A 12374-nucleotide genomic window follows, 5' to 3' on the forward strand; every position below is an offset into this window, starting at 1 on the left:
CGGCACGCGCGCGTGTTGATCCGCCAGGCGCGAACTCGTCGCCCGTGAAGAGCGCTGTCGTGGCCCCATAGTCCTGCCGGCCGCTGGCGCAACCCGGCCCGAATCTGTTTTAAACTTAAAGCATTTCATGATTAGATGGATCCAATCGCTTCCGCCCGACGGAGGCGCGTGAAAGACTGGCGGCGCGCGATCGGCGGCCACCGCCGGCGCTCGACAAGAAACGGGGGAGAGCATCATGGCGAGACGCATTCCGGCCCTGCTGGCGGCCGCGCTGATGGCGACGGTGTCGCTCGCGGCGCAGGCCGAGGACGGCAAGCTCAAGATTGGCTTCATGGCCACGCTCTCCGGCCCGCCGGCGGCTTTGGGCCAGCACATGCGCGACGGCTTCCAGCTCGGGGTCAAGGAGCTGGGCGGGCAGCTCGGCGGGTTGTCGACCGAGGTGGTGGTCGAGGATGACGAGCTGAAGCCCGACATCGCCGTCAACAAGGTGCGCAAGCTGTTGGAGAGCGACCAGGTCGACATCGTCGTCGGCGTCGTCTTCTCCAACGTCATGATGGCGATCGCCAAGCCGGTGACCGATGCCGAGAAAATCCTGATCAGCCCGAATGCCGGGCCGTCGCCGCTGGCCGGCAAGGGCTGCAGCCCGTATTTCTTCTCGGTCTCCTACCAGAACGACCAGAACCACGAGGTCATGGGCAAGTATGCCCAGGACAAGGGCTGGGCCAAGGTGGCGCTGATCGCCCCGAACTATCAGGCCGGCAAGGACGCGCTGGCCGGCTTCAAGCGCCACTACAAGGGCGAGGTGGTCGAGGAGATCTACACCCAGGTCAACCAGCAGGATTTCTCGGCCGAGCTGGCGAAGATCGCGGCGGCAGAGCCGCAGGCGGTGTTCGTGTTCATGCCCGGCGGCTCCGGCGTCAACCTGGTTCGGCAGTACCGTCAGGCCGGCCTGGCCGACCGCATCCCGTTCCTGTCCGCCTTCACCGTCGACGAGACCACGCTGCCGGCCACCAAGGACGCGGCGCTCGGCCTGTTCGCCGGGGCGCAATGGGCGCCGAATCTCGACAACCCCGCCAACAAGGCCTTCGTCGCCGCCTTCGAGAAGGAATACGGCTACGAGCCGGCTCTGTATGCCGCCAACGGCTACGACGCGGCCAAGCTGATCGACGCCGCCATCCGCCAGGCCGGCGGCAAGACCGATGCGGAGACGCTGAAGACCGCGATCCGCGACGCCAAATGGACCAGCGTCCGCGGCGACTTCGCCTGGAACAAGAACAACTTCCCGGTCCAGGATTTCTACCTGACCGAGGTGGTGAAGCGCGACGACGGCAAGATCGTCACCAGCCGGGTCGAAACCGTGTTCCCGCATTACGGCGACGCCTACGCCGACCAGTGCAAGATGGACTGAGGCGGGGTGAGAGCAGGGCGGTTCGTGATGGAAAGATCCTGCCGACCCTCACCCGGCCATCCTGTCGGACGTCCGACCTCTCCCGCCACGCGGGAGAGGCAAAAGGGGAGCCATGATCATTTACCTCTCCCGTTTACGGGAGAGGTCGGAGACGCGAAGCGGCTCCGGGTGAGGGCGGACGCGGTGAACCCATGAGCACCACCCTCCTGGTCGTCCAGGCCCTGAACGGGCTGCAGCTCGGCGTGCTGCTGTTCCTGATCGCGGCCGGGCTGACGCTGGTCTTCGGGGTGATGGACTTCATCAACCTGGCGCATGGCGTGCAGTACATGCTGGGCGCCTATTTCGCCGTCGCCTTCTACGGGCTGACCGGCCACTTCCTGCTGGCCCTGCTGCTGGCTCTCGGCGCCGCGCTGCTGCTTGGCCTGCTGCTCGAAATCCTGGTGTTCCGCCACCTCTATGGCCGCAGCCATCTCGACCAGGTGCTGGCGACCTTCGGGCTGATCCTGTTCTTCAACGAGGCGGTGCGGGCGCTGTGGGGCTCGTCGCCGCTCAGCTATCCGATGCCGGAGGCGCTGTCGGGGTCGATCGCGCTGATGCCGGGCCTCTTGTACCCGGTCTACCGCCTCGCCGTGCTGGCGGCCGGGCTCGGCGTCGCCCTGCTGCTGTGGATCCTGATCGCGCGCACCAGAATCGGCATGCGTGTCCGGGCCGGGGCCAGCAATGCCGACATGGTCTCGGCGCTGGGGGTGAACATCCGCCGGCTGTTCATGATCGTGTTCGGCGTCGGCACCATGCTGGCGGGCTTCGCCGGCGCCCTGGCCGGGCCGATTTTCGCGGTCGAGCCGAACATGGGTGACAACTTCCTGATCCTGGCCTTCGTCGTCATCGTCATCGGCGGCATCGGCTCGATCAAGGGCGCCTTCATGGCCTCGCTGCTGGTCGGGCTGGTCGACACGCTCGGCCGGTCCTTCGCCACCGACCTGTTCCGCCTGGTGCTGGCGCCGGCCGCGGCCAACCAGGTCGGGCCGGCCCTGGCCTCGATGCTGATCTACCTCTTGATGGCCGCGATCCTGTTCTGGCGCCCGGCCGGGCTGTTCCCCGCCCATGGCCAGTGACGCGATGACCGGGGCCACGAGCCCGACGCCCTCGGCCCTGCGCGCGGTCTTGCCGGCGCTGCTGATCTTCGCCGTGCTGGCGCTGGTGCCGGTGGTGGCGCCGCTGCTCGGCGGGGGCACCTATCCGCTGACCGTGGCCGGCCGGATCATGATCTTCGCCATCGCCGCGGTCAGCCTCGACCTGATCCTCGGCTATGGCGGGCTGGTCTCCTTCGGCCATGCCGCTTTCATCGGCCTCGGCGCCTATGCCGTCGGCATCCTGACGGATGCGGGGCTGGAGGAGGGGCTGGTGCTGCTGCCGGCGGCGATGCTGGCGGCGGCGGTCTTCGCCGCCCTGACCGGCGCGGTGTCGCTGAAGACCCGAGGCGTGCACTACATCATGATCACCCTGGCCTTCGGCCAGATGGCCTATTTCACCATGACCAGCCTGTCCGCCTATGGCGGCGATGACGGGCTGACGCTGTGGTCCCGGCCGCTGGTCGCCGGCTTCGATTGGCTGAACGACCGGTCAGCCTTCTACTACATCGTCCTGCTTCTGCTGGTCGCGGCCTGGGCGCTGTGCCGCGCCGTCACCCGGTCGCGCTTCGGCCGGGTGCTGCGCGGCTGCCGCGAGGATGAGGAGCGGATGCGTGCCCTCGGCTACGACCCCTTCGCCTACCGCCTGGCGGCCACCGTCATCGCCGGCGCCATCGCCGGCCTGGCCGGGGCGCTGCTGGCGATCCAGGCCGAGTTCGTCAGCCCGGCCTACATGTCCTGGCAGCGCTCGGGCGAGCTGATCGTGATGGTGGTGCTGGGTGGCATCGGCAGCCTGCACGGCGCCATCGTCGGCGCCGCCGCCTTCCTGCTGGCCGAGGAGCTGCTGTCCGGCGTCACCGAGCATTGGCGGCTGATCTTCGGGCCGCTGCTGATCCTGGTGGTGCTGTTCCTGCGCGGAGGACTGGGCGGCCTGCTGGGCAAGGTGCGGCATGACTGAGAGGTTGACCTCTGCACCGGTCCTGCAGGTCGAGGGCCTGTGCAAGCGCTTCGGCGCCCTGACCGTCACCGACGGCGTCGGCTTCGACGTCCGGCCCGGCGAGATCCACGCCCTGATCGGCCCGAACGGCGCCGGCAAGACCACGCTGATCCAGCAGATCTGCGGCCGCCTCGTGCCCGATGCCGGCACCATCCGCTTCCTGGGCGAGGACATCACCCGCCTGCCGACGCATCGCCGGGCCCAGCGCGGCCTGGCCCGCACCTTCCAGATCGCCCGGCTGCTGCCCGGCTTCACCACGCTGCAGAACGTGGCGACGGCGGTGCAGCGCCGCCGCGGCTCCAGCTTCCGCTTCCTCCGCCCGGTCGGCCGCGACCGGGAAATCGACGCGGCGGCCCAGGCTCTCCTGCAGCGCACCGGGCTCGGCGGCCGGGCCGAAGTGCCAGCCTCTGTCCTGAGCCATGGCGAGAAGCGCCAGCTCGAGCTCGCCATGGCCCTGGCGCTGGAGCCGAAGCTGCTGGTGCTGGACGAGCCGATGGCCGGCACCGGGCGCGAGGAGACGGCGCGGCTGGTCGAGCTGCTGCGCGGCCTGGCCGGCACCCTGCCGATGATCCTGGTCGAGCACGACATGAGCGCGGTCTTCGCCCTGGCCGATCGCATCTCGGTCCTGGTCTATGGCCGCGTCATCGCCACCGGCACGCCGGACGAGATCCGTGCCAGCCCGGAGGTCCGAGCCGCCTATCTCGGCGAGGACGCGGCGTGACCGCGCTCCTGGAGATCGACGGGCTGGAGGCCGGCTATGGCGGCGCCCAGGTGCTGTTCGGCATCTCCTTCAGCGTCGCGACGGGGGAGATCGCGACCCTGCTCGGCCGCAACGGCATGGGCAAGACCACGACGATTCGCAGCCTGCTCGGCCTGCTGCGCCCCGGAGCCGGCCGAATCCGCTTCGACGGCGCCGACATCACCGGCCTGCCGCCCTACCGCATCGCCCAGGCCGGCATCGGGCTGGTGCCGGAGGGGCGGCAGATCTTCCCGACCCTGACGGTGGAGGAGAATCTGGTCGCCACCGCCGCCGACCGCTTCGGCCGCACGGCACCCTGGACGCTCGACCGGGTCTACGCCGTCTTCCCGCGGCTGGCGGAGCGGCGGCGGCATGGCGGCCGCCAGCTCTCCGGCGGCGAGCAGCAGATGCTGGCGATCGGCCGGGCGCTGATGACCAACCCGAAGCTGCTGGTGCTGGACGAGGCGACGGAAGGCCTGGCGCCGCTGATCCGGGCCGAGATCTGGGCCTGTCTCGACCGGCTGAAGGGCGAGGGCCAGTCGATCCTGATCGTCGACAAGACCCTCGACGCCCTGCTGCGCCTGGCCCAGCGCCATGCGGTGATCGAGAAGGGCAGGGTGGTGTGGAGCGGCAGCAGCGCCGAGCTCGCCGCATCCGAGGGAACGCGGGAGCGCTATTTGGCGCTATAGTCGAGACAGTGCCGTCCAGCCCGGGAGTGCCAGATGAACACCGCCAACCTCCAGCTCGAAGGCGTCTATGCCGCCCTGACCGCGCTGATGACGGCGCTGCGCGACAAGGGATTGCTCGACCAGAACGAGATCGACCAGGCCCTGGCGAAGGCGGAGGCCGGCCTGGTCGCCGACGTCCGGCGCCCGGCCGAGGTCAGCGCCGCTAATGTCGAGGCGATCTGCTTCCCGCTGCGCTATCTCCGCATGGCCAACAAGGCCGCGGCCGAGGATCCGGCGCCGTCCTTCTCCGTCCTGGCGGCCCGGGTCGGGCAGAGCAAGGTGCGCGGGCAAACTGTCTGACAAATAGCCGTTGCGTCGCCTCCCGCGCGCTGCCAGAGTCTCGCCGGGGCTCGCAAGAAGCCCCGGGTGACTGTTGTTTCGACAGCACGATTTCGGGAGGACGTTCATGGGCGATCGCGAGCATCGCAGCAGGCGTGATTTCATCATGGCCGCTGCTGCCACGGCGGGTGCGGCAGCCGCGCTCGGCGGGCTGGATTTCAACATGGCGGCCCAGGCGGCGGAAGCCGCGGGCCGGTCCGAGAAGCCGCTGAAGGCGGCCTTTTCCAACGCTGGGCTGCAGGCCACTTGGTGCGCCCAGGGCAAGCAGGCGGCGGAATACTGGGGCAAGCTGTTCAACGTCGAGATCACCTGGTTCGACGGCGAGCTGGCGGCGCCGAAGCAGCGCACCGCGATCGACAACATGGCGTCCCAGAAATGGGATTTCGTGGCGATCCAGGCCTTCGGCATCGGCACCCTGACCCAGCCGGTGCAGAAGATGATCGACGCCGGCATCCCGGTGATCGACATGGACACGCTGATCGCGCCCCTGGACCAGATCAACGTCCACTCCTTCCTCGCCCCGGACAACGAATTCATGGGCGGGGCCGTGACCCAGGCGCTGTGCAACGCCATCAACGGCGAAGGCACCATCATCATGACCCAGGGCGCCCTCGGGCACACCGGGGCGCAGGGCCGGGCGCGCGGCTTCGAATCGGTGGTCAAGCAGTTCCCGAAGATCGAGGTGCTGAACACCGACCCGGCCGATTGGGACGTGTCGAAGACGGCCCGCCTGTGGGAAACCCACCTGACCAAGTATCCGAAGATCAGCGCCGCCTTCTTCCACAACGATGACATGGCGCTGGCCGCCTACAACGTGATGAAGGCCCGCAACCGGACCGACATCCTGATCGGTGGCGTCGACGCCATGCCGCCGGCGATTTCGGCGGTGGCGGACGGGCGCATGTACGCGACCGTGCGCAACCCGTCCAGCCGCATCCATGGCGGCGCGGTGATCGCCGGGGTCGCGGCGGTAACCGCCGGCGAGAAGAGCGGCGAGGGGATCCCGAAATCCGTGGTCACCGACGGTCCGGTCGTGACCAAGGCGAACGCAGCCGGGATGCAGTGGATGCAGGATCACTTCCTGATCTGATCGCGTCCGGCAGCAGGTTTACCGAGGACCCATACCGTCATTGCGAGCGCGGCGAAGCAATCCGGAGGCCCCAAGAACCAGCCCCTGAATTGTTTCGTCGGCTTCGCCTCCTCGCAATGACGGCGGGTGGCAGAAAGCAAACAGACCCGCACCATGACCCAGCCCCCTGTGCTCGAGCTCAGCGGCATCTCGAAGGCGTTCGGCGGCGTCCGGGCCCTTCGGGATGTCGATTTCGCGCTCAAGGCCGGCGAGATCCATGGCCTGGTCGGCGAGAACGGCGCCGGCAAGTCGACCCTGATGAAGATCATTGCCGGCGTGCATTCGGAGTATGAGGGCCGGATGCGGATCGACGGCCAGGACGTGCGCTTCCGCTCGGCCCGCGACGCGCTGGCCGCCGGCGTCGGCATGGTGCATCAGGAGCTGAGCATCGTGCCGGACCTCAGCGTCGCCGAGAACGTGTTCCTCGGCTCGCAGCCGCTGACCCGGCTCGGCATCGTCGACTGGGCCGGTATGCGGCGCGCGGCGGGGGAGCAGCTGCGCCGGCTCGGCATCGATATCGACCCGCGCACCCCAGCCGGCGCGCTGCCAATCGGGCTGCAGCAGCTGATCGAAATCGCCCGGGTGCTGTTCTCCGGCGCCCGCATCATCATCCTGGACGAGCCGACCTCGGCGCTGTCGCCGCCGGAGATCGAGCGGCTGTTCGGCGTGCTGCGGCGGCTGCGCGACGAGGGGCGCAGCTTCGTCTTCATCTCGCATTTCCTCGACGACATCCTGCGGATCTCCGATTCGGTGACGGTGTTCCGCAACGGCCAGCGGGTGATGTCGGCCGCGGCCGCCGATACCGACAAGGCGATGCTGATCGACCGCATGATCGGCAGCGGCCATGACGAGCTGGAGGAGAGCTACACCGGCGAGTTCAAGCTCGACCCGAAGCCCGGCCATCCGGTGGTGATGTCGGTCGACGGGCTGTCGCTGGCCGGCCGCTACCGCGACGTCTCGCTCGAGGTGCGGGCCGGCGAGGTGCTGGGCATCTACGGCTTCATGGGCTGCGGCCAGCTCGAGCTGGCGCGCACCATGTTCGGCAAGCTGCCATCCGACAGCGGCCGGATCTCGGTTTCGGGGCAGCCGGTGCGGCTGTCCACCACCGCCAGGGCCCGCCGGGCCGGCATCGCCTTCGTGCCGGAAAGCCGGCGGGCGATGCTGTTCCACCACGAGCCGATCTACAAGAACGTCTCGATCAGCATCCTCGACCGGATCTCGCGCTGGCTGCTGCGTCCGGACGCCGAGCGCGGCATCGCCCGCAAGCATGTCGAAAAGCTGCGCATCCGCACCCCGCATGTCGACGCCGAGCTCGGCGCGCTGTCGGGCGGCAACCAGCAGAAGGTGGCGCTGGCCAAGTGGCTGACCTACCCGCCGCGGGTGCTGATCCTCAGCGAGCCGACCCGTGGCATGGATGTCGGCGCCAAGGAGGATGTCGTCGGCATCGTCCGCGGCCTGCGCGACCAGGGCATCGGCGTCGTCGTGGTCTCGGCCGAGCCCGAGACGGTGCTGGCGCTGGCCGACCGCATCCTGGTGATGCGCAAGGGCGAGATCGCCCGGGAATTCGCGGACGGCACGGTCAGCAAGGACCGCCTGCTCGAGGCGGCGTGACAGGGGACGAAGACCTTATGGATGCGCAGACCACACCGACCCGCAGCGCCGGCTCCAGGCTCGGCGCCATGCTGGGCAGCCAGCTGCGCAACATCGCGCCCTTCATCACGCTGATCGCCCTGGTGGTGTTCTTCGGCGTCGCCAGCCCGTCCTTCCTGACGATGGACAATTTCAGCAACGTGCTGAACCAGGTGTCGGTCACGGCGATCATCGCCGTCGGGCTGACCTTCGTCATCCTGTGCGCCGAGATCGACCTGTCGGTCGCGGCCATCGCCAATGCGGCCGGCATCGTCGTCGCCTTCTTCACGGTGCAGGAATCCTATGTGAACATCGCCAATGTGCCGCTGCCGGGCTGGGCCGCGATCGTGGTGGCGCTGGCCAGCTGTGCGGCGCTGGGGCTGATCAACGCTTTCGGCGTGACCCGGATCGGCATCCCGTCCTTCATCATGACGCTGGCGATGATGCAGATCGGCGCCGGCATCTGCGCCATGCTGGTGCGCGGCCAGATTGCCTATGCCGTGCCGCCGATCCTCGTCACCCTCGGCTCGGGGTCGATCGGCGGCGTTCCCTGGATCGTGATCGTCGCCGGCATCACGCTGCTGGCGGCGCATCTGGTGCTGACCTATACGCGCTTCGGCCGCTACGTCTACATGGTCGGCGGCAACCGCGAGGCGGCGGAGTTCTCCGGCGTCAACGTCCGGGTCATCATCGGCGCGGTGCTGGTGATCTCCGCGGTGTGCTCCGGCCTCGCCGGCATGCTCGGCGTCGCCTATTTCGGCAGCGCTCAGCAGAACGAGTTCGACACCTTCCTGCTCGACGCCATCGCCGCGGTGGTGGTCGGCGGCACCAGCCTGTTCGGCGGCCGCGGCGGCATCGGCAACACCATCGTCGGCGTGCTGATCCTGGGCGTGCTGAACAACGGCCTGGACCATGTCGACATCGACAGCTTCCTCAAGATCCTGATCCGTGGTCTGATCCTGCTGGCGGCGCTGGTGATCAACGTCTACGCCCAGCGCCTGCGGACGGTGCGCGGCGCTGCTTCCGCTTGACGGCGGCGCACCGATCCCTATCTAGGGGACGCCCGGCGCCCCTTCGTCGAGGTCGATGCACCAGTATATGACGGAGCCCATGAGCATCCCGCGGACCGGTCCGGACGACGCCTCGCACGACCACGAGGACATCCTGTATCCGGAGGCGGGCCCGTTCGTCCTGCTCCATCTCGCCGCCTTCGCGGCGATCTGGACCGGCGTCACCTGGCAGTCCGTCGTGATCTGCGTGGTCCTGTACTTCCTGCGCATCTTCGCGATCGGGGCCGGCTACCACCGCTATTTCGCCCATCGCGCCTATTCCACCAGCCGGGTGTTCCAGTTCATCCTGGCCTTCCTGTCGCAGAGCACGGCGCAGAAGAGCACGCTGTGGTGGGCCGCCAAGCACCGGCACCACCACCAGCATTCCGACACCGAGCAGGACGTGCATTCGCCCCGGCATCGCGGCTTCGTCTACGCCCATCTCGGCTGGATCTTCTCGACCCGCCATCGCACGACGGATCTCAGCAAGATCGCCGATTTCGCGCGCTACCCCGAGCTGATGCTGCTGCACAAATACGAGCTGACCCCGGCCGTCATCCTGGCCGCGATCACCTTCCTGATCGGCGGCTGGCCCGGGCTGGTGGTCGGCTTCGTCTGGAGCACGGTGCTGGTCTATCACGGCACCTTCTGCATCAACTCCCTGGCCCATGTGCATGGCCGCAAGCGCTATGTCACCGGCGACGATTCCCGCAACAACTGGCTGCTGGCCCTGGTCACGATGGGCGAGGGCTGGCACAACAACCACCACGCCTATCAGAGCAGCGTGCGCCAAGGCTTCAGATGGTGGGAGGTCGACCCGACCTTCTACATCCTGAAGGCGCTATCCTGGTGCGGCGTGGTCTGGAACCTGAAGACCCCGCCCGAGGCGGTGCTGCGCAACGAGCAGCGCCTCGGCACCAAGATCATCGAGCGCGCAGCGGCCGAGCTGGCGGCGAGCTTCCCGGCCGAGCGGATCGCGGCGGCGCTGCACGAGGCGCTGGCCCATGCCCATGCGCCGACCCTGGCCGACCTCCGCGACGCCCTGGCGACCGCCCAGCACAAGACCGTCGACCTGCTGGCCAAGGCGCATCTCCCGACCTTCCCGACGCGGGAAGCGGTCCGGCTGCGGGCGACGGCGATGTTCGCGAAGTCCCGGTCGATGGACGACATCGTCGAACGGGCCCATCGCCTGGTGCTGGAAGCCGTCGGCAAGCGTCTGGCCGCGGCCTGAGCCGCAGGCAGCCGCTTGAACGTAGGGCGATGTCTACGGACGGGTTTTGTATTGCCTCTCCCGCCGGACGCGGGAGAGGTCGGGCGTCCGAAGGACGACCGGGTGAGGGCTGGTCCAGTCCCCGACGAAATCCCCTCACCCGGAGCCGCTTCGCGTCTCCGACCTCTCCCGCAAGCGGGAGAGGCACAGACTGCGCCCCATCTGCCACTGGAGGCGCTTCAAGCGATTGCCCTGACCCGATCGGCGGCATCGATTGACCGCCCGTCCCACGCCGCCTACTGTGCCGCCATCGCGCAACCGGTTCCCCGAAGGCGAAGGCCCGAGGGGTGAAAAGGGAACGCGGGACGGCCGATCCTCGGCCTGATCCGCGGCTGCCCCCGCAACTGTAGGCGGCGAGCCCATCTCCGACAGCCACTGGCCGATGGCCGGGAAGGCGGAGGCAGGCGACGACCCGCGAGCCAGGAGACCTGCCGGCGAGGCGATGCGTGCGAACCGCCGGGCGGGGTGAACCGGTGGCGCGGGATGCGCGGCGCCTCCAGGCCCCGTCTCCGGCGTCCAAGCCCTGTCCGGCCGAGCGAAGGGCGAGGGCGTGTTGCATCGACCGACTGATGTCTGAGCTGCCGGCGGCGACGCTGGTGCTGGGCGGCGCCCGGTCGGGCAAGAGCCGGCATGCCGAGGCGCTGGTCGAGAGCCAGCCCGGCGACTGCGTCTATCTCGCCACCGCCGAGGCCTGGGACGCCGAGATGGTCGAGCGGATCTCCCGCCACCAGGCGCAGCGCGGCTCGCGCTGGCGCACCGTCGAGGCGCCGCTCGATCTCGTCGAGGTGCTGGCGGAGGCCGCCGGTCCCGGCCGCGCCGTGCTGGTCGACTGCCTGACGCTCTGGCTGTCCAATCTCATGCATGCCGACCGCGACATCGCCGCCGAGACCGAGCGGCTGGTGCGCTGGCTCGCGGCCCCGCCCGGCCCGGTGGTGCTGGTGTCGAACGAGGTCGGGCTCGGCATCGTCCCCGACAACGCCCTGGCCCGCGCCTTCCGCGACCATGCCGGGCGCCTGCACCAGGCCGTGGCCGCCGTCGTGCCCTCGGTCGTCTTCGTCGCCGCCGGCCTTCCCCTGACCCTGAAATCCGCCTGAGGACTCCGAATGCCCGCCAAGATCCCCGCGACCGTCGTCACCGGCTTCCTCGGCGCCGGCAAGACCACGCTGATCCGCCACCTGCTGCAGACCGCCAACGGCCGCCGGCTGGCGCTGATCATCAACGAGTTCGGCGATGTCGGCGTCGACGGCGACCTGCTGCGCAGCTGCGGCGACGCCACTTGCCGCGAGGAGGATGTGGTCGAGCTGGCCAATGGCTGCATCTGCTGCACCGTGGCCGACGACTTCATCCCGACCATCGAGAAGCTGCTGAACCGCGCCGACCCGCCGGAGCACATCGTGATCGAGACCAGCGGCCTGGCCCTGCCCAAGCCGCTGGTGAAGGCCTTCGGCTGGCCCGAGATCCGCACCCGGGTGACGGTCGACGGCGTCATCACCGTGATCGACGGCGCCGCCGTGTCCGAGGGGCGGTTTGTTCCAGATGAAGAGGCGCTGGCGGAGCAGCGTGCGGCCGATGAGGCGCTGGACCATGACAGCCCGCTGGAGGAGCTGTTCGAGGACCAGCTGGCCTGCGCCGACATGGTGATCCTGAACAAGACCGACCTGCTGGACGACGAGTCCGTGTCGGCGGTCTCCACCGACCTCGCCACCCAGCTGCGCCCGGGGGTGAAGGTGGTCAAGGCCCGGCACGGCGCCATCGACGCCGCGGTGCTGCTGGGCCTCGGCGCCGCGGCCGAGGACGACCTGGCGGCGCGCCCCTCGCATCATGATGCGGAGGAGGAGCACGACCACGATGATTTCGAGAGCTTCCATGTCGACCTCGGCACCGTGGCCGACCCGGACGCCCTGGCGCGCAAGCTGAAGCCGGTGATCGAGGCGCATGACATCCTGCGGCTGAAGG

At 68.9% G+C, this 12374-nt stretch carries 12 protein-coding genes and 1 riboswitch; all 12 genes read left to right on the forward strand.

Annotation, left to right across the window (positions count from 1 at the left end; all coding sequences use genetic code 11):
• Positions 1-235: 235 nt before the first annotated feature.
• The gene (locus tag FFK22_RS16310; RefSeq protein WP_138892474.1) at positions 236-1408 is read left to right on the forward strand and encodes an ABC transporter substrate-binding protein; all 1173 of its coding nucleotides are present in this window, start codon (positions 236-238) and stop codon (positions 1406-1408) included.
• 191 nt (positions 1409-1599) lie between these two features.
• Positions 1600-2523, forward strand: coding sequence for a branched-chain amino acid ABC transporter permease (locus FFK22_RS16315; protein ID WP_138892475.1), 924 nt, complete (start codon positions 1600-1602; stop codon positions 2521-2523).
• A 4-nt stretch (positions 2524-2527) separates the two neighbouring features.
• On the forward strand, positions 2528-3496 hold the full coding sequence (locus tag FFK22_RS16320) for a branched-chain amino acid ABC transporter permease (protein ID WP_221938637.1): 969 nt from the start codon (positions 2528-2530) through the stop codon (positions 3494-3496).
• Positions 3489-4256, forward strand: coding sequence for an ABC transporter ATP-binding protein (locus tag FFK22_RS16325; RefSeq protein WP_138892477.1), 768 nt, complete (start codon positions 3489-3491; stop codon positions 4254-4256). Before FFK22_RS16320 ends, FFK22_RS16325 begins: the two co-directional genes overlap by 8 nt.
• Entirely contained in the window at positions 4253-4963 is a 711-nt protein-coding gene (locus FFK22_RS16330; RefSeq protein WP_138892478.1) for an ABC transporter ATP-binding protein, read from the forward strand. Before FFK22_RS16325 ends, FFK22_RS16330 begins: the two co-directional genes overlap by 4 nt.
• Before the next feature lie 33 nt (positions 4964-4996).
• The gene (locus tag FFK22_RS16335) at positions 4997-5302 is read left to right on the forward strand and encodes a hypothetical protein (protein WP_138892479.1); all 306 of its coding nucleotides are present in this window, start codon (positions 4997-4999) and stop codon (positions 5300-5302) included.
• 106 nt (positions 5303-5408) lie between these two features.
• Positions 5409-6431, forward strand: coding sequence for a sugar ABC transporter substrate-binding protein (locus tag FFK22_RS16340; protein WP_138892480.1), 1023 nt, complete (start codon positions 5409-5411; stop codon positions 6429-6431).
• 153 nt (positions 6432-6584) lie between these two features.
• Positions 6585-8081 (forward strand): sugar ABC transporter ATP-binding protein, encoded by a 1497-nt coding sequence (locus tag FFK22_RS16345; protein ID WP_138892481.1) that lies wholly within the window; start codon positions 6585-6587, stop codon positions 8079-8081.
• Positions 8082-8098: 17 nt separating this feature from the next.
• On the forward strand, positions 8099-9130 hold the full coding sequence (locus FFK22_RS16350; protein ID WP_138892482.1) for an ABC transporter permease: 1032 nt from the start codon (positions 8099-8101) through the stop codon (positions 9128-9130).
• A gap of 79 nt (positions 9131-9209) precedes the next feature.
• On the forward strand, positions 9210-10379 hold the full coding sequence (locus FFK22_RS16355; RefSeq protein ID WP_138892483.1) for a fatty acid desaturase: 1170 nt from the start codon (positions 9210-9212) through the stop codon (positions 10377-10379).
• Between the two features lie 281 nt (positions 10380-10660).
• Positions 10661-10869: riboswitch (cobalamin riboswitch) on the forward strand.
• Between the two features lie 118 nt (positions 10870-10987).
• Positions 10988-11512, forward strand: a complete 525-nt coding sequence (gene cobU, locus FFK22_RS16360; RefSeq protein WP_138892484.1) for a bifunctional adenosylcobinamide kinase/adenosylcobinamide-phosphate guanylyltransferase — start codon at positions 10988-10990, stop codon at positions 11510-11512.
• Between the two features lie 9 nt (positions 11513-11521).
• Positions 11522-12374: cobalamin biosynthesis protein CobW (gene cobW / locus FFK22_RS16365; protein WP_143956830.1), on the forward strand; the 853-nt coding region annotated here is incomplete at its 3' end.

Origin of the sequence: Mycobacterium sp. KBS0706 (assembly GCF_005938675.2) — a bacterium.
Classification (GTDB): domain Bacteria; phylum Pseudomonadota; class Alphaproteobacteria; order DSM-16000; family Inquilinaceae; genus Inquilinus.

What these genes read in the sequence shown, in the direction of transcription:
- FFK22_RS16335 (WP_138892479.1), top strand. Translation starts at nt 4,997, where the DNA reads ATGAACACCGCCAACCTCCAGCTCGAAGGCGTCTATGCCGCCCTGACC.
- FFK22_RS16350 (WP_138892482.1), top strand. Translation starts at nt 8,099, where the DNA reads ATGGATGCGCAGACCACACCGACCCGCAGCGCCGGCTCCAGGCTCGGC.
- FFK22_RS16315 (WP_138892475.1), top strand. Translation starts at nt 1,600, where the DNA reads ATGAGCACCACCCTCCTGGTCGTCCAGGCCCTGAACGGGCTGCAGCTC.
- FFK22_RS16345 (WP_138892481.1), top strand. Translation starts at nt 6,585, where the DNA reads ATGACCCAGCCCCCTGTGCTCGAGCTCAGCGGCATCTCGAAGGCGTTC.
- FFK22_RS16340 (WP_138892480.1), top strand. Translation starts at nt 5,409, where the DNA reads ATGGGCGATCGCGAGCATCGCAGCAGGCGTGATTTCATCATGGCCGCT.
- FFK22_RS16355 (WP_138892483.1), top strand. Translation starts at nt 9,210, where the DNA reads ATGAGCATCCCGCGGACCGGTCCGGACGACGCCTCGCACGACCACGAG.
- FFK22_RS16310 (WP_138892474.1), top strand. Translation starts at nt 236, where the DNA reads ATGGCGAGACGCATTCCGGCCCTGCTGGCGGCCGCGCTGATGGCGACG.
- FFK22_RS16325 (WP_138892477.1), top strand. Translation starts at nt 3,489, where the DNA reads ATGACTGAGAGGTTGACCTCTGCACCGGTCCTGCAGGTCGAGGGCCTG.
- cobU (WP_138892484.1), top strand. Translation starts at nt 10,988, where the DNA reads ATGTCTGAGCTGCCGGCGGCGACGCTGGTGCTGGGCGGCGCCCGGTCG.
- FFK22_RS16320 (WP_221938637.1), top strand. Translation starts at nt 2,528, where the DNA reads ATGACCGGGGCCACGAGCCCGACGCCCTCGGCCCTGCGCGCGGTCTTG.